The 25,919-nt window shown below is 67.4% G+C and carries 26 protein-coding genes; 4 read left to right on the top strand and 22 right to left on the bottom strand.

Annotated features, from left to right (window positions below):
* Positions 1-114 precede the first annotated feature (114 nt).
* Positions 115-426 (top strand): hypothetical protein, encoded by a 312-nt coding sequence (locus EJI01_RS20055; protein ID WP_126838888.1) that lies wholly within the window; start codon positions 115-117, stop codon positions 424-426.
* 71 nt (positions 427-497) lie between these two features.
* A complete protein-coding gene (locus EJI01_RS20060) occupies positions 498-1,178 on the top strand; it encodes a protein-L-isoaspartate(D-aspartate) O-methyltransferase (protein WP_126838889.1) in 681 nt (226 codons plus the stop codon).
* A gap of 156 nt (positions 1,179-1,334) precedes the next feature.
* Here EJI01_RS20060 and EJI01_RS20070 read toward each other — a convergent pair whose 3' ends face one another.
* The gene (locus tag EJI01_RS20070; RefSeq protein WP_126838890.1) at positions 1,335-2,675 is read right to left on the bottom strand and encodes an adenylate/guanylate cyclase domain-containing protein; all 1,341 of its coding nucleotides are present in this window, start codon (positions 2,673-2,675) and stop codon (positions 1,335-1,337) included.
* Between the two features lie 135 nt (positions 2,676-2,810).
* Between EJI01_RS20070 and EJI01_RS20075 the strand changes: the two genes are divergently transcribed.
* The gene (locus tag EJI01_RS20075) at positions 2,811-3,263 is read left to right on the top strand and encodes a CDGSH iron-sulfur domain-containing protein (protein WP_185878982.1); all 453 of its coding nucleotides are present in this window, start codon (positions 2,811-2,813) and stop codon (positions 3,261-3,263) included.
* Between the two features lie 18 nt (positions 3,264-3,281).
* On the opposite strand, the gene EJI01_RS20080 is transcribed toward EJI01_RS20075, so the two are convergent.
* The 3 genes from EJI01_RS20080 to EJI01_RS20090 all read right to left on the bottom strand — a co-directional run bounded on the left by EJI01_RS20080 (position 3,282) and on the right by EJI01_RS20090 (position 5,798).
* Positions 3,282-3,713 (bottom strand): FHA domain-containing protein, encoded by a 432-nt coding sequence (locus EJI01_RS20080; protein ID WP_126838892.1) that lies wholly within the window; start codon positions 3,711-3,713, stop codon positions 3,282-3,284.
* A gap of 118 nt (positions 3,714-3,831) precedes the next feature.
* Positions 3,832-4,626 (bottom strand): S9 family peptidase, encoded by a 795-nt coding sequence (locus EJI01_RS20085; protein WP_185878983.1) that lies wholly within the window; start codon positions 4,624-4,626, stop codon positions 3,832-3,834.
* Positions 4,626-5,798 carry a DUF3182 family protein gene (locus EJI01_RS20090; protein ID WP_260602535.1) on the bottom strand — a complete coding sequence of 391 codons (1,173 nt, stop codon included), beginning with the start codon at positions 5,796-5,798 and terminating at the stop codon, positions 4,626-4,628. The genes EJI01_RS20085 and EJI01_RS20090 overlap by 1 nt, the downstream gene beginning before the upstream one ends.
* 151 nt (positions 5,799-5,949) lie before the next feature.
* Here EJI01_RS20090 and EJI01_RS20095 point away from each other — a divergent pair, with 151 nt between their 5' ends.
* A complete protein-coding gene (locus tag EJI01_RS20095; protein ID WP_126838893.1) occupies positions 5,950-6,129 on the top strand; it encodes a hypothetical protein in 180 nt (59 codons plus the stop codon).
* Between the two features lie 23 nt (positions 6,130-6,152).
* On the opposite strand, the gene EJI01_RS20100 is transcribed toward EJI01_RS20095, so the two are convergent.
* The 18 genes from EJI01_RS20100 to EJI01_RS20190 form a co-directional block, all read right to left on the bottom strand.
* Positions 6,153-6,887: an RNA polymerase sigma factor FliA gene (locus EJI01_RS20100; protein ID WP_126838894.1), complete on the bottom strand. Its 735-nt coding sequence runs from the start codon at positions 6,885-6,887 to the stop codon at positions 6,153-6,155.
* Between the two features lie 34 nt (positions 6,888-6,921).
* Complete coding sequence (locus EJI01_RS20105; RefSeq protein ID WP_260602537.1) at positions 6,922-7,761, bottom strand: flagellar biosynthesis protein FlhG; 840 nt, start codon at positions 7,759-7,761, stop codon at positions 6,922-6,924.
* Complete coding sequence (flhF, locus tag EJI01_RS20110; protein ID WP_126838895.1) at positions 7,758-10,172, bottom strand: flagellar biosynthesis protein FlhF; 2,415 nt, start codon at positions 10,170-10,172, stop codon at positions 7,758-7,760. The genes EJI01_RS20105 and flhF overlap by 4 nt, the downstream gene beginning before the upstream one ends.
* Entirely contained in the window at positions 10,169-12,265 is a 2,097-nt protein-coding gene (flhA, locus tag EJI01_RS20115; RefSeq protein WP_126838896.1) for a flagellar biosynthesis protein FlhA, read from the bottom strand. The genes flhF and flhA overlap by 4 nt, the downstream gene beginning before the upstream one ends.
* Positions 12,262-13,404: a flagellar biosynthesis protein FlhB gene (gene flhB / locus EJI01_RS20120; RefSeq protein WP_126838897.1), complete on the bottom strand. Its 1,143-nt coding sequence runs from the start codon at positions 13,402-13,404 to the stop codon at positions 12,262-12,264. Before flhB ends, flhA begins: the two co-directional genes overlap by 4 nt.
* 111 nt (positions 13,405-13,515) lie before the next feature.
* The gene (gene cheZ / locus EJI01_RS20125; RefSeq protein WP_126838898.1) at positions 13,516-14,166 is read right to left on the bottom strand and encodes a protein phosphatase CheZ; all 651 of its coding nucleotides are present in this window, start codon (positions 14,164-14,166) and stop codon (positions 13,516-13,518) included.
* 213 nt (positions 14,167-14,379) lie between these two features.
* Positions 14,380-14,778, bottom strand: a complete 399-nt coding sequence (gene cheY, locus EJI01_RS20135) for a chemotaxis response regulator CheY (protein ID WP_185878986.1) — start codon at positions 14,776-14,778, stop codon at positions 14,380-14,382.
* 30 nt (positions 14,779-14,808) lie between these two features.
* Complete coding sequence (locus EJI01_RS20140) at positions 14,809-15,894, bottom strand: chemotaxis response regulator protein-glutamate methylesterase (protein WP_126838900.1); 1,086 nt, start codon at positions 15,892-15,894, stop codon at positions 14,809-14,811.
* Complete coding sequence (cheD, locus tag EJI01_RS20145) at positions 15,891-16,496, bottom strand: chemoreceptor glutamine deamidase CheD (protein WP_126838901.1); 606 nt, start codon at positions 16,494-16,496, stop codon at positions 15,891-15,893. Before cheD ends, EJI01_RS20140 begins: the two co-directional genes overlap by 4 nt.
* Before the next feature lie 82 nt (positions 16,497-16,578).
* A complete protein-coding gene (locus EJI01_RS20150) occupies positions 16,579-17,400 on the bottom strand; it encodes a CheR family methyltransferase (protein ID WP_126838902.1) in 822 nt (273 codons plus the stop codon).
* A 99-nt stretch (positions 17,401-17,499) separates the two neighbouring features.
* The gene (locus tag EJI01_RS20155; protein WP_126838903.1) at positions 17,500-18,828 is read right to left on the bottom strand and encodes an EAL and HDOD domain-containing protein; all 1,329 of its coding nucleotides are present in this window, start codon (positions 18,826-18,828) and stop codon (positions 17,500-17,502) included.
* A 25-nt stretch (positions 18,829-18,853) separates the two neighbouring features.
* Positions 18,854-20,896 carry a chemotaxis protein CheA gene (cheA, locus tag EJI01_RS20160; protein ID WP_126838904.1) on the bottom strand — a complete coding sequence of 681 codons (2,043 nt, stop codon included), beginning with the start codon at positions 20,894-20,896 and terminating at the stop codon, positions 18,854-18,856.
* A 27-nt stretch (positions 20,897-20,923) separates the two neighbouring features.
* Positions 20,924-21,859, bottom strand: a complete 936-nt coding sequence (motB, locus tag EJI01_RS20165; protein WP_126838905.1) for a flagellar motor protein MotB — start codon at positions 21,857-21,859, stop codon at positions 20,924-20,926.
* Between the two features lie 28 nt (positions 21,860-21,887).
* Positions 21,888-22,748, bottom strand: coding sequence for a flagellar motor stator protein MotA (gene motA, locus EJI01_RS20170; RefSeq protein ID WP_126838906.1), 861 nt, complete (start codon positions 22,746-22,748; stop codon positions 21,888-21,890).
* A gap of 79 nt (positions 22,749-22,827) precedes the next feature.
* Positions 22,828-23,424, bottom strand: coding sequence for a flagellar transcriptional regulator FlhC (flhC, locus tag EJI01_RS20175; protein WP_126838943.1), 597 nt, complete (start codon positions 23,422-23,424; stop codon positions 22,828-22,830).
* A gap of 175 nt (positions 23,425-23,599) precedes the next feature.
* The gene (gene flhD / locus EJI01_RS20180) at positions 23,600-23,947 is read right to left on the bottom strand and encodes a flagellar transcriptional regulator FlhD (RefSeq protein WP_126838907.1); all 348 of its coding nucleotides are present in this window, start codon (positions 23,945-23,947) and stop codon (positions 23,600-23,602) included.
* Positions 23,948-24,205: 258 nt separating this feature from the next.
* A complete protein-coding gene (locus EJI01_RS20185) occupies positions 24,206-24,493 on the bottom strand; it encodes an EscU/YscU/HrcU family type III secretion system export apparatus switch protein (protein ID WP_126838908.1) in 288 nt (95 codons plus the stop codon).
* 120 nt (positions 24,494-24,613) lie between these two features.
* A complete protein-coding gene (locus tag EJI01_RS20190) occupies positions 24,614-25,897 on the bottom strand; it encodes a flagellar hook-length control protein FliK (protein WP_126838909.1) in 1,284 nt (427 codons plus the stop codon).
* Positions 25,898-25,919 lie beyond the last annotated feature (22 nt).

Raw genomic sequence — 25,919 nt, forward strand, 5'->3', positions numbered from 1 at the left:
GCTTCAGCGCTGATCCCGCCGGTCTGCGCTGCCGTACCCACGGCCGCAGTAGGCAGACTGACAAGAGCCGTCGCCACGCCCATACTGGGGGCCTCCACAAACGGGAGGTCGCACATGGCCCAGCATGCAATTACCGCTGTTCACTACGGAGGCGGGAAGATCGATCTCGTCGCCGTTCACCCTGTTGTGGACAAGGAGTTCGGTTCGACCGAACTGGCGCTTGGCGCGGCGCGGCGCATCAGCGTCGACGAATGCGTCGAGCTCCTGGCCGCCGGCGAGGAGGTCTGCATCGTGCGGCGCACCGAAGACCACGCCTGGGAGATCGTTTGCGACGTCAAGGCCCTGCCGGGCGGCAACGGCATCACCGGCGTCGACGTCGTCGACCGGCCCAACGATGCTTTGCAGAGCCTTCCGAAGTGGGACTAGCGACGGCGCTTGCATTCCCCCTGAAAACGTAGGATTGTCGGAGTCCCAGTCCCCGCCTTCGAGCAGCCACCATGAGCGATCCGGACTTCACGGCCCTGCAGCAACACCTGCTCGCGGAAATCGCCGCGAAGACGATTTTCTCGACCTCCTACCTGGGCAAGGCGGCGCTGGACCCGCGGGTCATGGATGCCATGGCCAAGGTGCCGCGCCATGAGTTCGTGCCGCTCGAGCTGCGCCCTTTTGCGTACATCGACACGCCCTTGCCCATCGGCTACGGCAAGACGATCTCGCAGCCCTTCATCGTCGCCGTGATGACCGATCTGCTCGACGTGCAGCCGACCGACACGGTGCTGGAGATCGGTACCGGGCTCGGCTACCAGTCGGCGATCCTGGCGGAGCTCGCGCGGCAGGTCTACAGCATCGAGCTGATCGAAGAACTGGCCACGCGCGCGATGAACCGGCTGGCGCGGCAGGGCCATCTCAACGTCGACGTCAAGATCGGCAACGGCTGCCATGGCTGGCCCGAGCACGCGCCCTTCGACAAGGTGATCGTGACGGCAGCGCCCGAGCTGATTCCGCCGGCGCTCATTTACCAGTTGAAACCCGGCGGCAAGATGGTGATCCCCGCCGGCCTGCCCGAGGCGCAGCAGCTCATCCTGGCCGAGAAGGACCTCGGCGGTTCGCTCTCGACGAAGGACATCTTTCCGGTGCTGTTCTCTTCGCTCGAGGACGAGGACGCCGAATCCCGCTGAGCGCGCCGTGTCGGCCGCTCTATGGGCGCACGCCGGCGCCGGGAACGCAGAAGGGGTTCGGTGCGCTGATCAAGGCCTGGGCCGAGGCCGGGGCCTTCTGTCCGCGCTCCTGAGCTGTCGGGCGCCAGATTGCATGTAGCCGCGTCGACGCGCCGATCAATTCGCCGCGGCGACGGTGTAGAGATGCCACTCGCCAGGAACGCCTTTCAATACATGGGCGCCGCGATCGCGAAATAAGATTCCCGAACCAGCCACCAGATCCTTGACGGTGCCCGAGACGAGTACTTCCCCCGGCTCCGCCTGGCCCGCAACGCGCGCGCCGATATGCACCGCGATGCCACCGATCTTGGCGCCCATCACCTCGCACTCGCCGGTGTGCACGCCAGCGCGTACCTCCAGCCCCAGCAAGCGGACACTACTTCCGATGGCCGCGGCACAGCGGATCGCCCGCGCCGGTCCGTCGAAGGCGGCAAAGAAGCCGTCGCCTGCGGTATCGATCTCGCGCCCTCTGAAGCGCTCGAGTTGACGGCGCGCGATGCTGTAGAAGCTGTCGAGCAGCTCGTGCCACCGGGAATCGCCGAGCTGTGTGGCCCGTTCGGTGGAACCGGCGATGTCGGCGAACAGGACCGTGGCCAGCACGCGGTCCGACGCGCCTGCATGACGCTCGCCAGTCAGGAACTCCTCGATCTGATCGAGATAGGCGTCGGCGTCGCCGGTGAAGAAGAAGTGATCCGCTCCGGGGACCTCCACATACCTGGCTCCGGCGATATGCCGCGACAGATAGCGTGCGTGTTCGACTGGCACCATCCGGTCTTCGGTCCGGTGCAGGATCAGCGTCGGAACCCGTATCGCGGGCAAGATCGCGCGCGTGTCGATCTCGTAGATCATGCGCATCAAGGCCCCTGCCGCGCCCGGACTGGCGGCCTGCCGCTGAAAGCGCGCCCACCAGTCACGCGCGGCCACGTTCGTGGAGAGCGACTGCGCAAACGCGCTCAGAAGCACCCCCTGTCCCCATCCCTGTTCCATTCGTTCCAGCAGGGCGCGCCACACGTCGGGTTTCGTTCCGAACGCGAAGTCCGGGGCCCAGGCGATGCGCGCGAATGATCCGATGATGACCATGGCCGCGGTGCGGTCAGGATGGGTCGCGGCGAAGAGCAGGTTGAGCGGTCCTCCCTCCGAAACGCCCACAAGCGCAGCGCGCTGCGAACCGGCAGCATCCATGACCGCCCGCACGTCGTCCATGCGTTGCTCGAGCGTCGGCAGCTGCTGAATGGGCACCGGGTCCGACATTCCGGTTCCGCGCTTGTCGAACAGAATGAGGCGCGAGAACGAAGCAAGACGCCGGTAGAAGTGAGCGAACCGCGGCTCGTCCCATGCGTGCTCGAGGTGCGATACGAAACCCGGGATGAAGACCACGTCTAGCGATCCTTCGCCAACGACTTGGTACGCGATATGGCAATCCCCGCTCTTCGCGTAGCGCGTTTCCGGAACGTTCATGCTGCCTCCGGTTCAAGTGGCCTGCTGCTCCCGCAGTTTATTGACGCCACGGCGTGTCCGTTGCGCGTGCTTGTCGCATCATCCCATTCAATACCGACCGCGTGAATGGAGTCGTTGGCCGAAAGGAGTTGCAAGATGAAGCAGGAGCAAAGACCTCGCATCAGGCTGTCGCGCAATGGCCCCTATCTGGTCACCGTCGATGACCTCACGAACTCAAAGGGAGAGCGGCTCCAGGGATGGAACGGCGTCGCGTTGTGTCGCTGCGGCGCGTCGAACAGGAAGCCGTTTTGTGACAGCTCCCATATCCGGATCGGGTTTTCGGACGACCGGCCTCAGAACAGCGCGCCCTGCGCGGTCGCGAACCACCGGGGCGCTGCCCAACCCGGTTCCAGTGACGTGAATGCCCCGAGCATTCGCATCGCACGAAACGGCCCCTATGAGGTTCAGGGCTTCGAGCTCGACACCGACAACTGGAGCGAAGGCGCCTCGCGTGAGCGCTATTTCCTCTGTCGGTGCGGCGGATCGAAGAACAAGCCGTTCTGCGACGGTACGCACCGAAGCATCCAGTTTCGGGACGACAACAACTGACTCGGTGGCTCCTGCCGTTCACCGCAGCCTGGCCGACACGCTGCTTCCACCGCTGCGCCGGAAGAAGGCGGCCCAGTCGCTCTTCGCGCGCGCGGCGTCGATGTCGATCGGGTAGTCGGCCTGGGTCACCAGCCGCAGCGCATCTTCGCTGGGCAGCACCTTCGAGGTGTAGAGAAAGCGCAGCTGGCACTCCCCCATCGTGATCGCGTCGCCGTTCTTCAGCGCATGTTCGAAGATGCGGTGTCGATTGACGAAGGTGCCGTTGAAGCTCGCCATGTCGGTCAGCACGAAGCGGTCGCCGGTCCAGTGGATCGTGGCATGGCGCCGGCTGACGCCGATGCTGTCAATCTGCACATCGCAAAGCGGATCGCGGCCGATGGTCGTGATCGGCCCGGTGATGTTGAACTGCCTGACGCTGCCATGTCGGGCGAGAACGATGAGTCTGGACATTTTCTTTCTGCTCGCTGTTTGAATTGCACCTGCATGACATTTCGGCGTCCGGCGCAATTTCTGAAGTCGCAAGCACTACAAATGCGGTAATTTTTTGCACTTTCCTCTGCCAAGGCGACTAAGGCTCGACCCATGACTCATAGCGCTTCGTCTGCTGCGGTGGTAGGGCTTTTTCTTCGGTCTTCGCGGCCCGCCTCACGTCGGTCATCCAGGCCAGCAGGAGCTGCGTGTACTCCTGTCGCCACGCCTTCTTGGAGAGCGCGTGGTCGGCGCCCATCTGCACGCGGTAGGTCATCGAGCGCACGTGCTTGAAGGCGCCCAGGTAGTTCTCGATGACAGGGTGCGGCACGATGGAGTCGTGCTCCGATTCGACGATCAGCACGTCGCCGATGAAGTCCTCGCAGGCGGCCAGCGCACGGTTCTTCTCGGGTTCGATCGCAGTCTGGCGGTACAGCGTGAGGTCGTCGCCGTTGAGGCGCCGCTTCGGGTGCTCCCAGTTCTCGTCGCGGTAGATGGCCGGCACGCGCAGCGCCAGCCAGCGCACGGGGCGCATCGAGCTCAGCACCGCGGCCAGGTAGCCGCCGTAGCTGGCGCCGACGACGGCGACCGCGCTCGGGTCCACGGCCGGATGGCCGACCAGCACGTCGTAGGCGGCCAGCACGTCGCGCAGGTTGTCTTCGCGCGTGACGGCCTCGCGCTGCGCCAGGTGCCGCGCATGGCCGCGCAGGTCGAAGGTCAGGCAGATGCAGCCCAGCGCCGCGAGCTCGTGGGCGCGCGTGATGTCCTGCTGCTGGCTGCCGTCCCAGCCGTGCACCAGCAGCACGCCCGGCACCACGGTCGATGGTGCGATGAGCGTTCCGGCGATGTGCACGCCGTCGACCGGGATGTCGATGAGGGCATGGCGGGTGGGCATCAGGGCTCGGCCACGGTGTACTTCGTGAGCGGCCCGGCGGTCGCATCGACGCCGCTGAAATACACGGTGGCGTTCGGCGGCGGCACCACGTCCTCGCCGTAGACCTCGAAGCAGGAGGCATTGACCACGGCGCGCTCGGGCTGCTCTTCGAAGATCTCGAGCGCGGCGATCTCGGCGCCGCTCGCCCCGCCGACGCGCCACGACTGCTCGAGCACGCCCGAGCACCACCGGCCGGCACTGTTGGCCCCCTGCGCCACGTCGTAGTTGATGCGCGACGCGAAGAAGCCCGGGAACGTGGCCTCGACGGCGCGATGGAAGATGCGCGCCTGCTCGACGGCCAGCCGGATCTCGGCCGGAAAACTCAACGCCAGCAGCGCACCGAAATCGCCCTGCGCCACCGTGAGGTCGGAACCGCCATAGACCTGGTTGCCCCGGTTGTCGGACGTGAGCCGCTGCCAGCCGTAGTAGCTGGCGATCATCCGGCCCACATGCACCTGGCCGACGCTGAAGGTGACCGGCTGCTGGAGGTTCTCCTCCAGCACCAGGCCATGGGCGGCGATCTCGGCGGCGTCCATGGCGTCGAGGCAGCGCGCGAGTGCGCGCTTGTCGCGCGCGACCTGCTGGCCGCGGCCGCCGGTCGCACGCACCGGCTTGATGCGCACTGCGCCGCGCTCCAGCAGGCACAGGCCGGCGCGATCGGCATCCTCGCGGCTGAATACCGAGAAGCCTTCGAGCACCGCGCTGGCCACCCGATCGGCGAAATCGGGCTTCCAGCCCTCGGGCGCGGTGGCGCCGGCATCGATCAGCGGATGGGCGATCACCTTGGTCAGCACGAAGGGATACGGCACCACGCCGCCGAACAGGCCGTGGTGGCTGGCGATGCCCAGAGCGCCGACCAGCTCGTCGCCCACCAGCGTGTCGCTCGGGACGAAATAGACCGGCGCGGCATAGCTCCGGGACTTGTCGTATTCGCCCTGGAAGCTGGACTTCTTGAGCTGCGCCAGCCGCCACGCGAGCTGCGTGCGGGTCACGCGCTCGTGCTCGCTGGAGTAGGCGTGATGGTCGGCTGTCAGGGCGACCACCGTGCCCTCCAGCCCGGGCTCGGCGAGCACGGCCTGGTCGCCCGGGAGCATCTCGGAATTGCCGGTCAGCGTGCTGATGAGCGCGTCCATGGCTGGCAATGTGAGCGATTGAGCAGCGCAGATCAACCATTGCCATGTTGCTCGCGACGTTTTCCTACACGCGGGGCCGGCGCCGGTCCGGTGAAAGCGCCGATCGCATGGCGCTACATGGGCTCATGTTCATCAGAAGCAAGGAGCCACGATGTCGAATTCGCAGAACGATCGCAAGGGCCACACCGAACACAACAAGAGCGGGCACCAGCCCGTGACGCAGAGGAACGAACCGAAGCGCACGCCCGAAAGCCGGCACGACCGCGAGAGCCAGGTCGGCGGCAGCAACCAGGCGCAGGTGCGCAAGGGCGCGACACCCACCGGGCACTGAGCGCCAGGGCCTGTGAACAAGCGCTAGAGAATCTCTTTCAGCGCCGCCCGCAGCCGGCTGATCGCCTGACTGTGGAGTTGGCACACGCGCGACTGGCTCACTTCGAGGATGGCGCCGATCTCGCGCAGGTTGAGTTCTTCCTCGTAGTAGAGGTTGAGCAGCAGCTGGTCGCGCTCGGGCAGCGTGCCGATGGCCTCCACCAGCTGGTGGCGAAAACCGCTTTCGAGCAGTTGCTCCAGCGGGTCGTCGCTGCCGCCGCGCTCGCTGCGCGCGCCGCGCGCGTTCTGGTCGAGAAAGGGGCTGTCGGATTCGCCCTGCGTGAAGTCCTCGACGTACAGCAGCTGGCAGCCCTGGATTTCCTGCAGCTGGGCCTGGTAGGCATCCAGGCTCATCTTCAGTTCCTTGGCGATCTCGCCTTCGGAAGGGGCGCGGCCGAGCCGGTGCTCGAGCACCTGGATGGCCGCCTCGACCTTGCGCGCCGACTGGCGCAGCCCGCGCGAGCCCCAGTCGTTGGCGCGCAGCTCGTCGAGCATGGCGCCGCGGATGCGCTGGCTGGCAAAGGTCTCGAACTGCGCGCCGCGGTTGTCCTCGTAGCGGCTCGACGCGTCCAAGAGGCCGATCATGCCGGCCTGGATCAAGTCGTCCAGCTCGACGCTGGCGGGCAGCTTGGCGATCATCTGGAGCGCCATGCGGCGCACCATCGGCTGATGCTGCTTCAGCAGATGGGACTTCTCGATGGTTCCCTGTGCGGTGTACACGGCCGTTCTTTTCCTTCTCCAAGTTGCCGCGGCCTCAGGAGGCGGCGGCGATGTTCGAGCCCTGCGTCTCGCGCGCGAGCGGCACCGCGAGGCTGGCGCCCGGGCGCCAGGGCCACTGCCCCATGTCGGCAGCGATGCGCCGGAAATCCACCGCCGCCGGGCTGGCCGGAAAGGCCTCGACCACCGTGCGGGAGAGGCGCCTGGCATCGCGCAGGTGCGGATCGGCACGCACCCATCCGGCCGGCTGCAGCGACACGGCCAGGTAGCGGCTTCCGGTGTGGACCAGGTTGGCCATGATCTGCTGCGCCGCCTCGGGATCGGCGACGCCGTTGACCAGCAGACGCAGCTGCCGGAGCGCATGCGCGTAGTGCAGCCGCTTGATGCCCGAGTACGCGGAGGTGATGGACGCCGCATGGGGCTGGAGCACCAGCACCAGTTCGTCGGCCATCTGCGCCAGGGCCGACAGCCGGCCCTCGCCGTCGAACACGGCGTCGATCAGGATCACGTCGCCCTGCCACAGCCGGCGCGGGTCCACGCTCTGCTCCTGCGCGACGGGCAGCGCCGGCAGCACGCTGACGCCGCAGCTGGCACGCGCAGCGGCGCCTTCGCAGGTCAGCCGCTGCAAGGCCACGTCGGCCAGCGTGCCGAGCGGATCGAGCGACCAGAGGGCGCAGGCGGAGTCGACCGCCATCCCGTGCTCATCGAGCAGCAGCACGTCCTTGCCCTGCAGCACCAGGGCCGCACCCAGGTTCATCGCCGCGGTGGTGGCGCCCAGTTCGCGCTGCATGCCGGCCACGGCGACGACGCGCGTCGGCGTGTGTGCCAGCAGACGCCGCAGGCCATCGGCTTGATCGGCAACCATCTTGTTGCTCACGTGCCCAGGGCCTCCAGCAGCAGGAACAGCTTGCCCACGCCGACGTAGAGCGCGTTGCCGGAGGGCGCGCGGTCGGGCCGTGCCGGCCGTCCGGTCAATTGACTCAGCAGCGCGCGCGTGCGCTCGGCCCAGTCGCCGCGCGCATGCAGCAGGCGCCAGACGGTGGTGGTCACCTGGCCCGCGATCAGCAGCCGCTTCATCATGTGCGGATCGCCGAGCTCGCCCATGCCGCCGACCAGCTGCAGGCCCTGGCGGATCAGCCGGAAGCAGGGCTCGGCCTCTGCGGCCCAGGCCTGCCACTGCGCGAGCTGGCGCACCGTGACCTCGCTGCCGACGTTGGAAAGCGCATAGCTCTGCGCGAGGATCTTGCGGGTCTTCGCATCCGTCACGCGCGTTGCGATGCAGCGCAGCGGCGGCAGCTCGGCGTCGCCGCGCAGCAGCACATCGGCATGCGCCTCGGACTGCAGCGCCGCCTTGCCCTTGAAGCGCACGGGCCGCGTTTCGCCGAACGTCAGCGCCAGGCGCGCGAGGCTCGAGGCCTTGCCCGAGATCGGGTCTGCAATGGCCGTCGAGCCCGGCGCGCGCGCCAGCCAGAGCTGGCCCTGCGCCATGAAGTCGCTGCCCGGCAGCCGGGGCAGCATGTGCACCACCGTCTTGCCGAAATCCTGCTGGCGCAGCCACTGGGCCTGGCGCATGCCGGGCTTGCGCGCGGCGTCCGTGGCGCCGCCGGAGCCCCGCCCCGCCGCGGTCGAGAGCCACTGGTTCGGCGCCGCCAGCGGCAGGCCGCTCCTGTCGGACAAGAGCAGGCTGCTCTGGCACTCGTAGGCATCGCCGCCCTCGTTCGACTTGAGGCCGACCTGGCCGCTGAGCGCGAGCACGTGCGCGTCGCAGCCGGCGGCGATCTCGCTCTTCGCATGCGCCATCAGCGACTGCAGCACCGCCTTGTGGACCACGTCCTCGTCGGCGGCCTGGCGCCAGAGCTCGCGCGCATGTTCGAAGCCCAGCTCGGCGCCGGTGAGCGCTGCCGCCGCGGCCGCCACTTCCTGCGCGTCGTGGGCCATGGCCTGGATCAGCCGCTGGTACTGCATGCGCAGCCGGTCGGTCTCGGCCTGCGCCTGCTCGACTTCGGCCGCAGCGTCCACGCCGGCAGGCTTGTCCTGCAGATCGCTTTCGCCGGGCACGAAGAGCGCACTGTGGCTCTTGGCCTGGAACACGCTGTCCACCAGCTGGGCGCGCTCGGCCGGCATCAGGTTCTCCGGCACCTTCTGGCCGCTGGAGATGTAGTGCACCGGCAGGCGATGCCGGATCACGGTGTCGATCAGTGCGCCGGGATGGGTGGCCTCGTCGACCTTGGTGAAGATGCAGCCGGCCAGCGCGCTGCCGCTGCTGGCGTCGCCGTGGCGATAGGCATGCACCACTTCGTTGAGCGTGTCGCCATGGCTGGCGGCGTTGAGCAGCAGCAGCCGCTTCACCGGCCGGTGGCTGCTGCACAGCATCGCGATCTGGTCGGACACGGCGCGGTCGCGCTGGCTCATGCCCACCGTGTCGATCAGCACCATGTGCTTGTCGCGCAGGTCCTCCAGCACCAGGTGCAGGTCGGCCGCGTCCTTCACCGCATAGACCGGCACGTTGAGGATCTGGCCGTAGATGCGCAGCTGCTCGTAGGCGCCGATCCGGTAGCTGTCGGTGGTCACCAGCGCCAGCTTGTCGGCGCCGAAGCGCATCACGCAGCGCGCTGCGAGCTTGGCGGTGGTGGTGGTCTTGCCGACGCCGGTCGGCCCCATCAGCGCGTAGACGCCGCCCTGCGCCAGGAGCGCGTCCTCGTTCTCGAGAATCGGCAGCGTGCGCATCAGTTCGGAGCGCACGAAGGCCATGCCCTGCGCGTAGCTCTGGTTCGCGGGCAGATGCTCCAGCATCGCCTTCGACAGCCGCGCGCTGAAGCCGGCGCCGAGCAGGGTGCGCAGCAGGCGCCCGCGCATCGGGTCGCGGCGCTGCTTGTCGTTCCAGACCACGCTGGCGAGCTGCTCTTCGATCATGCCGCGCATCGAATGCAATTCGCTCAGCACGCTGTCGGTGGGAGCCGCCGGCGCGGGTGCCGGCTGGGGCGCGGGCACGGGCGCGGCGATCGGGGCTGCGGGCTGCTCGCGCATCGCGGGGATTTCCGGCGCGGCGGGTGCGGCCGGCAGCTCCGGCGCAAACGCTTCGGCAGGCGCCTCGGGCGCGGCCTGCTCCAGCACCTGCTCGACTTCGTCCGGCGCCATGGCGACGATCTCGACGCCGTCGGCCAATACGCGGTTGGTCAGCACCATCGCCTCTGCGCCGAGGGCTTCGCGCGCCAGGCGCAGCGCCTCGCGGCTGGTGTTGGCGATGAACTTGCGTGCGGTCGTCCGCACGTCCGTGATGATGTTCAAACTCTTCCTCCGATGGTGGCGGTGATCTTGATGCGGCGGGAATCAGGGATCTCGGCGTGCGAGAGCACCTTGAGCTGCGGCAGGCTGCGCCGCAGGAAGCGAGAGAGCAGCACGCGCAGCGCGTGCTGCACGACCAGCACCGGCGCCAGGCCCATCTGCTCCTGGCGCACGATGGCGGCCTGGGCCTGCGTCAGCAGGCTGTCGGCCAGGCCCGGCTCGATGCCGCTGTTGCTGGCGAGGGCCTGCTGCAGCACGCCGTCGAGCGTGCCGTCGAGCCCGATCACCTGCATCTCGGAATCGCCCGGGAACAGCTGCTGCACGATCGCGCGGCCCAGCGCCAGGCGCGTCAGCGTGGTGAGCTCGGTGGCATCCTTGACGGTCGGCGCATGCTCGGCCATCACGTCGAGGATGGTGCGCATGTCGCGGATCGGCACCTCTTCCTCCAGCAGGTTCTGCAGCACCTTGTGCAGCGCGCTCAGGCTCAGCACCTTGGGCACCAAATCCTCGGTCAGCTTGGGCGCGGTCTTGCCGACCTGGTCGAGCAGCTGCTGCACTTCCTGGCGGCCCAGCAGCTCGGCGGCATGGGTCTGGATCAGGTGGTTCAGATGCGTGGCCATCACCGTGCAGGCATCGACCACCGTGTAGCCGAAGACCTGCGCCTGCTGGCGCTGGCTGGCGTCGATCCAGACCGCGGGCAGGCCGAAGGCCGGGTCCTGCGTCGGCGCGCCCGGCAGCGTGCCCGTCACCTGGCCCGGGTTGATCGCCATCCACTGGTTGGGGAAGGCTTCGCCGCGGCCGATCTCGACGCCCTTGAGGCTGATGATGTAGGTGTTGGGCTGGATCTCGAGGTTGTCGCGGATGTGCACCACCGGCACCAGGAAGCCGAGCTCCTGCGCGATCTTCTTGCGGATGCTCTTGATGCGGCCCAGCAGCTCGCCGTTCTGCGACTGGTCCACCAGCGGGATCAGGCGGTAGCCGACTTCCATGCCCAGCGGATCGACCAGCGCCACATCGTCCCAGGTGGCTTCTGCGGATTCGGCCGCCGGCATCGCCGCTGCCTGCGCCGCCGCGGCGGCCTGCTCGGAGGCCTTCTGCGGCCCGCGCAGCAGCAGGCGCCGACCGAGCCAGACCAGGCCGCCCGCGATCAGCAGGAAGGCGACGTTCGGCATGCCGGGGATCATCCCCATCAGGCCGATGATGGCCGCCGTCAGGAACATCACCTGCGGGCTGGAGAACAGCTGGCCGGTGAGCTGGCGGCCCACGTCCTCGTCGGTGGTCACGCGCGAGACGATCACGCCGGCCGCAGTCGAGATCACCAGCGCCGGGATCTGCGCCACCAGGCCGTCGCCGATGGCCAGCAGCGTGTAGGTCTTGCCGGCGGTTCCGAAGTCCAGCCCGTGCTGCACCATGCCGACCACCAGGCCGCCGATGATGTTGATCACCATGATGAGCAGGCCGGCCACCGCGTCGCCGCGCACGAACTTGCTGGCGCCGTCCATCGAGCCGTAGAAGTCGGCTTCCTGCGCCACCTCGGTGCGGCGCTTGCGCGCCACGTCTTCGCCGATCAGGCCGGCGTTGAGGTCGGCGTCGATCGCCATCTGCTTGCCGGGCATGGCGTCGAGCATGAAGCGCGCGCCGACCTCGGCGATGCGGCCCGCGCCCTTGGTAATGACCATGAAGTTGATTAGCACCAGGATGATGAAGACCATCACGCCGACCGCGAAGTTGCCCCCGACCAGGAAGTGGCCGAAGGCCTCGATCACCTTGCCCGCCGCGTCCGGCCCGGTGTGGCCGTGCATCAGCACCACGCGCGTCGAGGCCACGTTGAGCGACAGCCGCAGCAGCGTGGAGAACAGCAGCACCGCCGGAAACGCCGCGAAGTCCAGCGCCTTCATCGTGTACATGCTCACCAGCAGCACCATCACCGACATCGCGATGTTGAAGGTGAACAGCAGGTCCAGCAGGAAGGGCGGCAGCGGCAGCACCATCATGCTCAGGATCATGATGATGAGGATCGGGCCGGCCAGTCCCGCGAACTGGCTGCCCGAGAAGAGCTGCGCCGGCTGGCGCATCAGGCTTGCGAGGGCGTTCATGCAGCTTTCACGTTGTATTCGAGGGCCTCGGGAACCGGCAAGTCGGCCGGCGTGCGCGGCGCGTCGCCGCCTTCGCTCTTCCAGCGCTTGAGCTGGTAGACCCAGGCCAGCACCTCGGCCACGGCGGTGTAGAGGCCGGTGGGAATCTCATCCCCCAGCTTGGTGTGCTTGTAGAGCGCGCGCGTGAGCGGCGGCGCCTCGAGGATCGCGACCTTGTTCTCGCGCGCGATCTCGCGGATGCGCTCGGCCACGGCGTCGACGCCCTTGGCCACCACGCGCGGCGCGCGCATGTCGTTGTCCACGTACTTGAGGGCGACGGCGAAGTGCGTCGGGTTGGTGACCACGATGTCGGCCTTGGGCACCTCGGACATCATCCGGCGGCGCGCCATCTGCTGCTGCTGGCGGCGGATCTGCGCCTTGATGTGCGGATCGCCTTCGCTTTCCTTGTGCTCCTGGCGCAGGTCCTCGCGCGACATGCGCAGCTTGCGGTGGTGGCTCCAGAGCTGGAACGGCACGTCGACCAGCGCGATGAGCAGCAGCGCGGCCGTGATCAGCGCGCAGTTGCGCCCCACCAGCACGATCATCTGCGGCAGCGCGGCGCGCTCCGACTGCGCCATCAGCGCATTGACCTCGTCCATGTTGTCCATGATCACGAGCCAGGCCACGCCGCCGATCAGGAGCGACTTGCCCAGCGCCTTCAGCAGCTCGGCCAGCGACTGCGCGGAAAACAGGCGCTTGATGCCGGCGATCGGGTCGAGCTTGTCGAACTTGGGGCCGATGGCCTTGGCCGAGAACAGCCAGCCGCCGAGCATCAGCGGCGCCGCCAGGGCGGCGAGCACGATCATGCCGGCGAGCGGCGCCAGCGCGACCAGCGACTGCATCGCCATCAGCCCGGTCTGGGCCAGCATGTAGGAGGGATCGAAGGCGGCCGCGCGATCGAAGTGCAGGCCGTGGCGCAGCGCGCCGCGCATGGTGTTGCCGAGCGACTCGGCCGTGAGCCAGAGGCCGGCGACGGCGGTGGCGAGCAGCACGAAAGTGACCAGCTCGCGCGAACGGGCCACGTTGCCTTCTTCGCGTGCCTTCTCCAGGCGCCGCGGCGAGGCAGGTTCCGTTTTCTCGAGATCGCTTTCTTCAGCCATTCATGCTCCGAAAGAGCATCGGCGAAGACCTCAGCTCATGGCTGAATTATTGGATTCGACGCCTTGGAACAATCGTTCGATCAAGGCCCGGATTGCCCTCCAACTCGGGGCTTAGAAGCCAAGACTCTCCAGCAGATCGTCGACTTGTGCCTGGTCCGTCACCGCTTCCGGATTGGTGGCGTGGATCTGCGGGCCGTTGAGCAGGTTGCTCTGCGCGCTCGGCGCGGGCTCGTGGCGCTTCTCCATCGGCGAGTTGTCGATCAGCACCTGCAAGAGCTGCGTCTCGACGTCGTTGACCACTTCCATCATCTTCTTGATGACCTGGCCGGTCAGATCCTGGAAATCCTGCGCCATCATGATTTCCATCAGCTGCGTGTTGATCGCGCTCGCCTGCTGCGGCACGTGCTGCAGGTAGCCGCGCGTGTCCATCACGAGCTCGCGCGCATGATCCAGCTCGATCGGGTTCTCGAACCACTGGTCCCAGCGCTTGGTGAGGCCCTTGGCCCGGTCGGCCAGCTCTTCCTGCAGCGGCTGCGCGAGCTCGATCGCATTGAGCGCGCGGTGCGCCGCCCGCTCGGTCATGCTGGCGACGTAGTTGAGTCGATCGCGCGCATCGGGAATGGCTTGCGCGGCGCGCGCGACCTGCTTGTCCAGGCCCAGCTCGCGGAGGCCCTCGCGCAGCTGGCGCGTCAAGTGCCCGATGCGGCCCAGCAGTTCTTCGGTGGTGTTTGCGTGCCCTGCGGCATCCATGCTGTGGCTCATGTCAGTTCGCCTTCTTCGGGAAACACCGCGGAACCGGCTTTGCCGGGCCGCTGGTGTTGCCCCCGGTGAGGGGGTTGGCGTAGCGACACGAAGTGCGCGAAGCCTGGGGGAGAGCAACAAGCCTTCGCGGAACCGGCTTTGCCGGGCCGCTGGTGTTGCCTCCGGCGAGGGGGTTGGCGGACCACACGAAGTGGGGGAGCCTGGGGGTGAGCTTCATGCTGCGGCCTCTTTCTGGAGCTTCTCGAAGATCTTGACGATCTTTTCCTCCAGCGTCGCGGCCGTGAAGGGCTTGACCACGTAGCCGTTGGCGCCGGCCTGCGCGGCCGCGATGATGTTCTCCTTCTTCGCCTCGGCGGTGACCATCAGCACAGGCAGCTTGGCCAGCTCCGGGTCGGCGCGGATGGTCTGCAGCATGGTCAGGCCGTCCATGTTGGGCATGTTCCAGTCCGAGACCACGAAGCCGAAGTTGCCGCCGCGCAGCTTCTCGATGCCGGCCGCGCCGTCCTCGGCCTCGTCGACGTTGAGGAACTCCAGCTCCTTCAACAGGTTGCGCACGATGCGGCGCATGGTCGGGAAGTCGTCCACGACCAAAATTTTGATGCTCTTATCGATCACGATTTCTCCACTGAGAGTCCAAAAAGTTCAAACGCGGTTGGTCCGCTCGCCGAAGGTGCGCAGGTGCGCCAGCACGCGGCGGCAGATCTCGTTCAACGGCGAGACCTCGTCCACCGCGCCGAGCGCGACGGCCTCGCGCGGCATGCCGTAGACCACGCAGCTCGCCTCGTCCTGCGCCAGCGTGTGGGCGCCGGCGCGCTTCATGCGCAGCAGGCCCTCGGCGCCGTCCTTGCCCATACCGGTGAGGATCATTCCGATCGCGTTCTTGCCCGCGTGCCTGGCCACCGAATCGAACAGCACGTCGATCGAGGGCCGGTGCCGGTTCACCGGCGGCTCCTGGTCCAGATGCGCGACGTAGTTGGCGCCGCTGCGGGCGAGCGAGAGGTGATAGCCGCCGGGCGCGATGTAGGCATAGCCCGGCAGCACGCGCTCGCCGTGCTCGGCCTCCTTCACATGGATGCGGCACAAACCGTCCAGCCGCTGGGCGAAGGAGCGCGTGAAGCCGGGCGGCATGTGCTGGGCGATCAGCACCGCCGGCGAGTCGGGCGGCAGCGGCTGCAGCACCTCGCGGATCGCTTCCGTCCCGCCGGTCGAGGCGCCGATGATGATGAGCTTCTCGGTGGACAACAGCGGGCTGCGCAGCAGCGGCTCCTGCGCCTGATCCGCCGCGGGCCGCTGCGCGCTCGCATGCCGGCTCGGCAGCAGGCGCGCGCCGGCCGCGACGCGGATCTTGCCGGCGATGAGCTCGGTGTAGTTGAGCAGGCCGTCGCGCACGCCGAGCCGCGGCTTGGTGACGAAATCGATCGCGCCGAGCTCCAGCGCGCGCAGCGCGATCTCGGAGCCGCGCTCGGTCAGCGAGGACACCATCACCACCGGCATCGGCCGCAGGCGCATGAGCTTCTCGAGGAACTCCAGCCCGTCCATGCGCGGCATCTCGACGTCGAGCGTGAGCACGTCGGGGTTGGTCTGCTTGATGAGGTCGCGCGCCACCAGCGGGTCCGCTGCCGTGCCGACCACGCACATGTCGCTCTGGCTGTTGATGATCTCGGTCATCACGCTGCGGATCAGCGCCGAATCGTCGACGCAGAGCACCTTGATCTTGTTGCCGCTCATACCATCCCTGTGTTCTTGTTGACAGCGGAGAGCCGGCGCAAGAGCTCGCCCTCCTCGCGTTGGATCGACTGCACGTCGACCTGCGTGCGCAGCTTGCGCACCACGGCCTTGCCGCTCTTCGGCAGCAGGCACACCCGGCGCGCATGCTGGCCGCGCAGGTCCTGCGCCGCGACGGAAATGCGCTCCGTCTTCAGGTAGCGCAGCACGAAGTCGGCATTGCGGTCGCCGATGTTGAGCGTGGTCATGTTGGCGAGCACCGCGGCGCCGCCGAAGACCTTGGCCTGCAGCCGGTCGCGCCGCGCGCCGGCGCGCAGCATCTCGCCGATCAGCACCTCCATCGCATAGGCGCCGTAGCGCATCGACTCGACCTGGCCGCGCGTGCCGGGCTCGCCGTCTTCGGGCAGCATGAAGTGGTTCATGCCCGCGACGCCGGCGTCCAGGTCCACGACGCAGGCCGCCACGCAGGAGCCCAGCACCGTGGTCAGCGCGATGTCGTCAGTGGTCACGTAGTACTCGGAAGGCAGCAGCTTGACCGCCTTGCAATCGAGGTCGCGGTCGAAGTAGTGATGGTTCGCCACCGAGCCCGGCACGGTTGCGCTCATGCCAGCCCCCACGCTCGGCACTTCGTGTCCTCGCTGCCCCCCGAGGGGGCGTTCGCTTGCTTGGGGCGGCCCGGCGCGGCGCTCATGAACGCACCTTGGCGAGCTCGTACACCGTCTGGCCCACGGCCTTGAAGCCCGGGCTGACCAGCGAGGCGTTCTCCGAATGGCCGGCGAACAGCAGGCCCTCGGGCTTGAGCAGCGGCGCGAAGCGGTCGAGCACCTTCTTCTGCGTCGGCTTGTCGAAGTAGATCATCACGTTGCGGCAGAAGATCGCATCGACCGGCTCCTTCACCGGCCACGAAGGATCGAGCAGGTTGAGCCGCGAGAACTTGACCATCGCGGCGACCTCGGGCCGAACGCGCACTTTGCCGGCGTTGCTGCCGGTGCCCTTGTTGAAGAAGCGCCGCAGCCGCTCGGTGGACAGGCGATTCACCTGCTCCAGCGTGAAGATGCCGGCCGAGGCCTTGGCCAGCACAGCGGTGTCGATGTCGGTGGCGATCACGCGGGCCGTGCTCGCGCGTTCGCCGAGCGCCTCGATCAGCGTGATGGCGATCGAATAGGGCTCCTCGCCGGTGGAGGCGGCCGCGCACCAGATCGTGACCGGCTGCTTGCTCTTGCGCACGTGCGCGGCGAGCACCGGGAAATGGTGGGCCTCGCGGAAGAAGGACGTGAGGTTGGTGGTCAGCGAGTTGATGAAGGCCTGCCACTCCTCGCCGTCGCGGCTGGCTTCGAGCAGCTCCAGGTAGGTCGAGAACTCGGGCAGCTGCAGCTCGCGCAGTCGACGCGAGAGCCGGCTGTAAACCATCTGCCGCTTCTGCTCGCCCAGGGCGATGCCGGCGCGGCGATGGATCAGCGTCCGGATCCTGGAGAAATCGCTATCGGTAAAGAGGAATTCGGAGTTCACAGTCAGCGCCGGTACATGGGTTTCAATGTACACAGCGCTCACCTTTTCCAATGGCCCGATCAAGGGTGCAAAAGTCCTGCATCTCGGGCCGCGCCTTCTTCAGTACGTCGCTTCGGCCGGGCTCACGTCTTGCGCCCAGACGAGTGCCGAGAGGTGCGCCGCATTCACTTGCTCGGTGCTCATGAACAGCGCCTCCGACAGCTGCGCGGCCCGCACGCCATCCTCGTCGCAGCTCTCGGCCAGCGCGAGAAAGGGGCCGTACATGCCCTCGCGCGAAAGAATGGCCTGCTGCACCGATTCGCTCAGCTGCACCTTGCCCAGCACCTCCTGCATGGTCACGCCCAGCAGCTGGTCGATCATCGAGAACATGCCGACCACGAACAGGTTGTCGGCCTCGCCGGACGGCAGCATGCCTTCGCCCATCAGCTCGACGAAGCGGCCGCGGATAATCGACTTCTTCATCAGGAAGGGCGGGCTGGCCTTCGCGTTGCTGGTGGCCAGCAGCAGCGACAGCCAGCGGAACAGGGGCGAATAGCCGAGCATCGTCACTGCGTGGCGCAGCGAATGGATTTCGACGCCCACGCCGATGGCGGGCGAATTCATGTGGCGCAGCAGCCGGTAGGTCAGCGCGGCGTCGTGCTTGAGAGCGGCCTCGATCTCGCGCAGGTCCTCGTTGCGCTGGATCATCTGCATCAGCCGCACGATCAGCATCGATTCGGGCTGCAGCGTGCGGCCGGCCTGCTCCTTCTCGGCCTGCATGTCGGCCGCGTCGAGGAACACATCGACGCGACGCGCCGCGCAGGCATCGAAGTCCTTCCAGCTGGCGATGCGCGTGGCGATGAGGTGCAGCGGCTGGCCCGGCGGCTCCTCGCGCCGCAGCTGGGCGACCAGGTCCAGATCGCCGGTGCCGACGTCGAAATGGGTGACCAGGCCGCGCAGCTCGGGATCTTCCGGCAGCGCCTGGGCGCCGCACAGCATGAAGCGGAAGCCCTGCTCGCGCAGGAACAGCAGGATGGGCCGCACGTCCGCATCCATGAGCGCGTCCAGCCCCAGGCACAGCACCACGTTGTCCGGCGGCAGCCCCTGCAGCTCGCTGGCCGCCAGCGTCTCGGCCGTCACGTCGAAGAAGAGCACTGTGTGGCCGAGCCGCCATCCGGTCTTGGGCGGGTTGAGGTGCCTTGCCACGCAGCTCACGAGCGCCTTGAACAGCTCGCCCGCGCCCGCGGCGTTCTGCTGCGCCGCCGGGTGCCATGCGAGCCTGTAGCCCGCGACGCGCTTCTGCGTGTCCAGCAGCAACGCGTAGGTCACGTAGCCGTCGACACTGCGCTCCGCCGCGGCCGGAAGCGCCGGTGCGGAGGACTCGTCTTGCGGCGCGTCCCCGGCCAGGGGATTGTCGGCATCGTGACGCCGGAAAAAATCGAAGCGCATGCTCTTGTCTCCGTCTCTGTCTCGCTCAATGGGCGGTGGCCGCGGCATCGATCCGGGAGGCGCCGGCCAGCACGGCGGCGCTCGCCGCCTGCGCACGCTGGATGCGCGGCATGGCGCCGACGTCGATGATGAAAGCCACGCTGCCGTCGCCCAGGATGGTCGCGGCCGAGATGCCGGGCACCTTGCGGTAGTTGGTCTCCAGGTTCTTGACCACCACCTGGTGCTGTCCGAGCAGCTCGTCGACCAGCAGCGCGAAGCGCGCGTCGTCGGCCTGCACGATCACCAGAATGCCCTGCGTCGGCTGGGTCTGCGCGCCGGCGACGTCGAAGACCCGGTGCAGCTCGATCAGCGGCAGGTACTCGCCGCGCACCTTGATGACATGGCCGTCGGCGGTGATCGAATGCAGGTGCTCCGGCAGCGGCTGCAGGGACTCGATCACGTAGCTGAGCGGCAGGATGTAGGCTTCCTCGCCGACCTTGACCGACATGCCGTTCAGGATCGCCAGCGTCAGCGGCAGCAGGATGCGCGTGGTGGTGCCGCGGCCTTCGCGCGAGCTGATCTCCACATGACCGCCCATCTCCTGGATGTTGCGCTTGACCACGTCCATGCCCACGCCGCGGCCGGAGATGTCGGTGACCTGTTCGGCCGTCGAGAAGCCGGGCGCGAAGATCAGCTGCCACACTTCGTCGTCGGGCATCGCCTCGCTCACGGCCAGCCCTTGCTGCATGGCCTTGGCGAGGATCTTCTCGCGGTTGAGGCCGGCGCCGTCGTCGCTGACCTCGATCACGATGTTGCCGCCGTGGTGCTGGGCCGACAGCAAGAGCTGCCCGGTGGCGTCCTTGCCCTTGGCCAGGCGCAGCTCCGGCGTCTCGATGCCGTGGTCCAGGCTGTTGCGAACCAGGTGGGTGAGCGGATCGATGATGCGCTCGATGAGACCCTTGTCGAGCTCGGTCTCCTTGCCGTAGGTGTCGAGCCGGACCTGCTTGCCGAGCTTGGCGCTGACGTCGCGGATCACGCGCGGGAAACGGCTGAATACGTAGTCCATCGGCATCATGCGGATCGACATGACGGACTCCTGCAGATCGCGCGCATTGCGTTCGAGGTGGCCGAGGCCGCTCAGGAAGCGCTCGTAGGCCACCGGGTCGAGCATGGTGGCCGCCTGCGTCAGCATCGACTGCGTGATCACCAGCTCGCCCACCAGGTTGATCAGCTGGTCGACCTTCTCGACGTCGACGCGGATCGAGCTGGACTCCTTGGCGTTCGCCGCCGCAGCCGGTGTTGCCGGCGCCGCGGCCGCGAGCATCGCTTTCGACGCCGCGGCAGCCGGGCTCGCCGCCGCCGCGGGCGCCTCCGGCTCGGCGGCGGCGGACGCATCGTCCGGCTGCGCCGCCTCGCGCGTGATCTCGATCTGCGATTCGTCGATCACGAAGCAGCACACGGCGACGATGTCGTCGGGCGCGCAGGTGGTCTCGAGCATGACGGTCAGCTGGTCGTTGCTGCGCGTGCGCGAGAGCACGCGACCGAGGTTGCCCAGCTCGTCGGCCAGCAGATCGCACTCGCTGTCGGAAAGACGCGCGAAGCGGATGCGCAGCGCGCCCCCCGCGGCGGCAGCGACCGGCGCGACCGCAGCGGCCTCCACCGGAGCCGGGGCCGGCGCGAGTGCAGGCGCGGCATCGACAGCGTCGTTCTCGCGCGCGAGCTGTTGAAGCACCGCGCAGATGTGCGCGACTCTTTCCGATGCAGGCTCTTTGCCGGCCTGGTAGGCAGTGAGTTGTTCTTGCAAGGCGTCCTTCGTTTCCAAAAAGGCATCGATCATCGGAGCGCTCAGGCGCAGCTCGCCATGGCGCGCCCGGTCCAGGAGGTTCTCCAGCAGGTGCGTCGTCTCGGTCAGCGCTGTGAAGCCGAACGTTGCGGCGCCGCCCTTGATCGAATGGGCGGCACGGAAGATGGCGTTGAGCTGCTCGCTGTCCGGGGACTCGACATCGAGTTCGAGAAGCAGTTGCTCCATCTCCGCCAGAAGCTCGATGGCTTCGACGAAAAAGGCTTGTGAAAACTGACTGAGATCCATCGTTGCTCCGAAACCGGATTTCTTTTGCTAGGGGTGTGCGGGTGCCGGCGGCTTGTAGGCCGTCACCTTGACGTTGTCGACCGGGAGAATGCGCACCGGCGGCTTGCCGGCCCGCGCGGGCGCAGCGCCGTCGCCGCTGTTCTCGCGCTCGATCTGCTGCTGCGTGCGATGGTTGAGCACGACGATGCTGATGCGGCGGTTGATCGGATTGCGCGGCTCGGCCTTGTCCAGGTGCTGGCTGTCGGCCAGGCCGACCACGCGCATCACTTTGGCTTCGGCCATCCCGCCCATCACCAGTTCGCGCCGCGAGGCGTTGGCCCGGTCGGCCGACAGCTCCCAGTTGCCGTAGGACCTGTCGCCGTTGGTGTAGACGATCGCATCGGTGTGGCCCGAGAGCGTGAGCTTGTTCGGCAGCTCGTTGAGCGCGGGTCCGATCTCGCGCAGGATGGCGCGCATGTGCGGCACCAGCCGCGCGCTGGCCAGGTCGAACATCGGGCGGTTCTCGTTGTCCACGATCTGCAGGCGCAGCCCTTCGGTCGTGATGTCGATCAGGATCTGCGAGCGGAACTGCTTGAAGACCGGGCTGTTCTCGATCAGCGCGTCGAGCCGCTTCTTCATGCTCTCCAGGCGGTTCGCATCGGCTTCGTCGTCGGCGTCGGCCATGACGCGCCGCATCTCGCCGTCCAGGCTCATGCTCGGATCGGCGCCGCCGCCGGGGATCACGCTCTCGCTGGTGCTGCTCTTCTCGCCGCCGTTCATGGCCACCTTCAGCGGCATGCGGAAGTGCTCCGCGATGCCTTCGCGCTGCTTCGGGCTCGCATTCGAGAGCAGCCACATGACGAGGAAGAAGGCCATCATGGCCGTCATGAAGTCGGCATAGGCGATCTTCCATCCGCCGCCGCCGTGCCCGCCGCCGCCGGCCGCGGCGACGCGCCTGACGACGATGCGCTTGTCTGCGCTCATGTTCCTGCCCTCGCCATCTCAGTGAGCATCACCGGGCCTTGACTTCGCGGACGTGGCTGTCCAGCTCGGTGAAGGAGGGCCGCTCGGTGGAGAACAAGACCTTGCGGCCGAACTCCACGGCCAGCTGCGGCGCGTAGCCATTGAGGCTCGCGAGCAGGGTCACCTTGGCGCACTGGTACAGCTTCATGCCCTCCGACACCTTCTGCTCGATCACCGAGGCCAGCGGCGAGACGAAGCCGTAGGCCAGCAGCACGCCGAGGAAAGTGCCGACCATGGCATGCGCGATCAGCGCGCCCATCTCGGAGGGCGGCAGGTCGGCCGAGCCCAGCGCGTGGACCACGCCCATCACGGCCGCAACGATGCCCAGCGCGGGCAGCGCATCGCTGACCCGCGTCAGGCTGTGCACCGGCATCTCGGCCTCGTGCTTGATGGTCTCGATCTCGTGGTCCATCAGCGCCTCGATCTCGAAGGCGTCGGTGTTGCCGCTGATCGCGAGCCGCAGGTAGTCGCAGAGGAACTCCATGACGCCGGCATCGGCCAGGATGGTGGGATAGCGCGTGAAGATCGGGCTCTGGGCCGGGTCCTCGACGTCGGTCTCCAGCTTCATCATCCCTTCCTTGCGCGCCTTGGCCAGCAGCTCGTAGAGCAGCGCCAGCAGGTCCATGTAGAGCTGGCGGTTGTGCTTGGACGAGCGCAGCAGGAGCGGCAGCTCCTTGAGCGTGGCCTTGATGGTCTTGCCGTTGTTGCCCGCGACGAAGGCGCCCACCGCAGCGCCGCCGATCATCAGCAGCTCCACCGGCTGGAACAGGACGCCGAAGTGGCCGCCCATCAGGGCGTAGCCGCCGAATACGGCCCCCAGGACCACCAGATAACCAACCAGAACGAGCACGCGCTTCCCCTAATGCCGCTTCCGGCGTCGAATCAAAAACCTCGCCTCCCAAACCAAAGCCGGGGAATCAAGGACCCTTTCAGTGCAAACCGCCGGCGTCCAGCGTCGCTTCCACGGCAAAACCAGTGAGCGCTTCGGACGGGTGTTCGCCGGCACGCTTCGCGCTGCGTACCTTGCCGGCGCGCGAAGGCGGCCGGCACAGAACGCAGACGTAGCCGCTCTTGCTGTCGTGCGCGTGCGCCACGAACTTGCCGCCGCACCGGCAGCAAGCGCTCAGTTGCAGCATGTCGCTGTCGAAAAATCGCACCATCGTGTAGGCGCGTGTGAAATCCAGCACAATTTCGCCGCCCTGCGATTCAATTTGCTCCAGATATAGCCGGTAGCTTTTGATCAGTGCCTGCAAGCCGTTCTCGTTTGCGTGCATCAACATGAATTGATACATGTTGTAGAACATCGACGAATGGATATTGGCCAGCCAGGTCATGTACCAATCCGTCGAAAAAGGCAGCAAGCCCTTGGGCGGCGAAACGCCCTTGAGCTCCTTGTAGAGACGGATCAGGCGCTCGCGGCTCAGGCTCACCTCGGCTTCGAGGAACTGCAGGCGTGCGCCCAGCCCGATCAGCTCGATCGCAAGCTGGACCTCGCGCACTTCCCCCAGGACGCTTTTCGCCGTCATTCGGCCACCTCCGCGCTGCGGGCTGCGGTATTCGCCTTGGGAACGGCCCGGCGGCAACTTAAGCAACCTCCGCGCATGCGCGCTGCGGTATTCGCCTTGGGAACGGCCCGGCGGCAAATTGAGCAACCTCCGCGCATGCGCGCTGCGGTATTCGCCTTGGGAACGGCCCGGCGGCTCATGCCGCCTCGAGCATCTGGACCCGCCGTGCCGATACCAGGATCGACATGTGGGCCTGCTGCAGGGTCGTGTCCTTCCCCTCGCCCAACACCGCCGACATCGACGGGTGGTCGTCGAGACGGAAGCTGCACAGCAGGAAGTTCGATGCCGCCAGCTTGAGGATCTGGGCCAGCGACATGCCGGCGAGCATGTCCGCCAGTTCGCGGCTCACACCGAGCCTGAACATGGCGGCCGCGCGGTCTTGCTTGACGAGTTTCTGGGCCAGCAGCATGTAGGCGAGGTTGAGGTCGCCGATTTCCTTGGAAATCTCGCCGCTAGCGGCGTTCTTCACGTTATCCGGTTCCACTTTTGCACTCCGTTCAAATCAAGGCTTCAGTTTATCCAGAGTTGTTTACAACTGTAACTTGCAGAGATATATGTATCTGAAAGTGAGAAATAAATTACGTCCGGTCCCCGCCATCTGCGCGGTATCCAGTTTTTTGTGATTTATTTCGTAACCCAAACTCATTCACTTCAATAACTACCGACCTCGTTTAATTCGGAAGAAAAAAGTACTAATTCATCAAGACGGAAATATGTCAATGAGAATGCATAATAAAAAGTATTAATTTCCATGCGACGCCTCGGCCGCTTCCAGCCGGTGAATCCAGGCCATGACTTCCGCCACCGCCAAGTACAGCTGCGGCGGGATCTGCTGATCGAGGTCGACCTGCATCAGCAACTTGTTCAACGCCGGCGAGGCGTGGACGTAGAGGCCGTTCTCGCGCGCCTCGCGCATGATCGATTCCGCCGTCACGCCGTAGCCCTTGGCCACGACCACGGGCGCGCGGGTCTTGTCCAGATAGGACAGGGCCACCGCGCTCTGGCGTTCATCGGTGCCGCCGGGGTTCATTGGGGAACCTCCGCGCTGCGCGCTGCGGTGCTATTCGACTTGGGAGCGGCCCGGCGTCTCATTGGGGAACCTCCGCGCTACGCGCTGCGGTGCTATTCGACTTGGGAGCGGCCCGGCGTCTCATGGCCTGCCCTCCTTCTCCGCGATCTGCAGTTCCTGCAGCCGCAGGCCCGCCGCTTCGAAACGCTGTACCAGCCGGCCGCTGTCGGCGCGCAGGCGCGCCGCGGTGCCGGCCTCGCTCGCCGCCATTTGCGCCTGGATCTGGGAACCGGTGAGGCAGAGGCGCAAATCCACGGCCCCGAGCCGGGGCAAGCTCAAGGAGACGGTGGTCGTCCAGCTTCGCGCAGCGGGTTCATGAGGCGCGTCGCCCTGCGGCTTTGCATCTTCTTCCTGGATCGACCACGTCATCGGAACCTCGGGCCACGCCTGTCCGCTCCAGCGGAATACCGCCGTCGCCAGCAGGTCGAGCTGCTGGTGGACCACGGTCCCGGCTTGGTGGTGAATCACTTCGCCGGCGGGCAGCGCCTGAACAGATGCGGCGTGGCGCGACGCCGCCTCTTCGGTACGCAGCAGAGGCGCCGCTTCCGGCGCAGCTGACGGTGCCGCCTCGCCCCGGCGGTAGGCCGCCTGCACGCGCGCGGCATCGGCCGCGGGCGTGGAGGGCTCGGCGTGGACCTGCGTTGCAGGCGCACGCGGCAGCGGCAAGCCATCGCTCGCGCCGGCTTCGGCGGACGAGCGCGGCGCGCCGGGTTGCGGCAGCGCTGGGGCGCCGTCGTCCGGATGCGGCACGGCCGCACCGGGCACGGTGGCCGCCGGCGGCGCCGGCCTCAGCGTCTCGGCCGCGATGGCTGCCGCCGTGGCAAGTGGTTGCGCGGCGGCCTCCGGCCCCGCGCTCCTCGCCGGCGCCCAGCGCGCTTGCGGCTCCTGCGCCAGTTGCGCCAGCGTGCGCGTGCCCTCTGCAAACTCGCGCAAATGCGATTCGTAGAACAGGCCGCTCGCGCCCACGGTCTGCGCCAGCGTGCCGGCGAGCGCGGCCGCGGAAGGCTGCTGCGAGGACGGCCACATCGGCGACGCGCCCCGCAGCGGGCCGGCATCGGGAAACTCCGCCAGCAGCGCGCCGATGACGCGCGCCGCCACCGACAGCCGCGCGGCGGACGACGTGGCCGCATCGGGTTGGTCCTGAGCGGACTGGCCCGGCGCTGCCGCCGCACCCGCGGTCGGCGCGTGCCGGACCAGCGCCATCTCGGGCGGCAGGCGGGTGTCGTTGACGACCTTCTGCACCGCCACCACCGGCCCCGCGGCCGCGTCCGTTCCGACCTGGCTCTGGTGCAGTGCGAGCAGCTCCAGCCGCGGCGCGAGCTTGGCGCTCAGAAGCGTGTCGACCAGGCCGGAAAGCTTGTTCATGGCTGCGATGTGCGTTCGCCGC

It is taken from the genome of Variovorax sp. MHTC-1 (assembly GCF_003984645.1).
GTDB lineage: Bacteria > Pseudomonadota > Gammaproteobacteria > Burkholderiales > Burkholderiaceae_C > Variovorax.

Excerpts from the sequence above, each read along its gene's own strand:
- EJI01_RS20055 (WP_126838888.1), top strand. The coding sequence starts at position 115 with ATGGCCCAGCATGCAATTACCGCTGTTCACTACGGAGGCGGGAAGATC.
- EJI01_RS20060 (WP_126838889.1), top strand. The coding sequence starts at position 498 with ATGAGCGATCCGGACTTCACGGCCCTGCAGCAACACCTGCTCGCGGAA.
- EJI01_RS20070 (WP_126838890.1), bottom strand. The coding sequence starts at position 2,675 with ATGAACGTTCCGGAAACGCGCTACGCGAAGAGCGGGGATTGCCATATC.
- EJI01_RS20075 (WP_185878982.1), top strand. The coding sequence starts at position 2,811 with ATGAAGCAGGAGCAAAGACCTCGCATCAGGCTGTCGCGCAATGGCCCC.
- EJI01_RS20080 (WP_126838892.1), bottom strand. The coding sequence starts at position 3,713 with ATGTCCAGACTCATCGTTCTCGCCCGACATGGCAGCGTCAGGCAGTTC.
- EJI01_RS20085 (WP_185878983.1), bottom strand. The coding sequence starts at position 4,626 with ATGCCCACCCGCCATGCCCTCATCGACATCCCGGTCGACGGCGTGCAC.
- EJI01_RS20090 (WP_260602535.1), bottom strand. The coding sequence starts at position 5,798 with ATGGACGCGCTCATCAGCACGCTGACCGGCAATTCCGAGATGCTCCCG.
- EJI01_RS20095 (WP_126838893.1), top strand. The coding sequence starts at position 5,950 with ATGTCGAATTCGCAGAACGATCGCAAGGGCCACACCGAACACAACAAG.
- flhA (WP_126838896.1), bottom strand. The coding sequence starts at position 12,265 with ATGAACGCCCTCGCAAGCCTGATGCGCCAGCCGGCGCAGCTCTTCTCG.
- flhB (WP_126838897.1), bottom strand. The coding sequence starts at position 13,404 with ATGGCTGAAGAAAGCGATCTCGAGAAAACGGAACCTGCCTCGCCGCGG.
- cheZ (WP_126838898.1), bottom strand. The coding sequence starts at position 14,166 with ATGAGCCACAGCATGGATGCCGCAGGGCACGCAAACACCACCGAAGAA.
- EJI01_RS20140 (WP_126838900.1), bottom strand. The coding sequence starts at position 15,894 with ATGAGCGGCAACAAGATCAAGGTGCTCTGCGTCGACGATTCGGCGCTG.
- cheD (WP_126838901.1), bottom strand. The coding sequence starts at position 16,496 with ATGAGCGCAACCGTGCCGGGCTCGGTGGCGAACCATCACTACTTCGAC.
- EJI01_RS20155 (WP_126838903.1), bottom strand. The coding sequence starts at position 18,828 with ATGCGCTTCGATTTTTTCCGGCGTCACGATGCCGACAATCCCCTGGCC.
- cheA (WP_126838904.1), bottom strand. The coding sequence starts at position 20,896 with ATGGATCTCAGTCAGTTTTCACAAGCCTTTTTCGTCGAAGCCATCGAG.
- motB (WP_126838905.1), bottom strand. The coding sequence starts at position 21,859 with ATGAGCGCAGACAAGCGCATCGTCGTCAGGCGCGTCGCCGCGGCCGGC.
- flhC (WP_126838943.1), bottom strand. The coding sequence starts at position 23,424 with ATGACGGCGAAAAGCGTCCTGGGGGAAGTGCGCGAGGTCCAGCTTGCG.
- EJI01_RS20185 (WP_126838908.1), bottom strand. The coding sequence starts at position 24,493 with ATGAACCCCGGCGGCACCGATGAACGCCAGAGCGCGGTGGCCCTGTCC.
- EJI01_RS20190 (WP_126838909.1), bottom strand. The coding sequence starts at position 25,897 with ATGAACAAGCTTTCCGGCCTGGTCGACACGCTTCTGAGCGCCAAGCTC.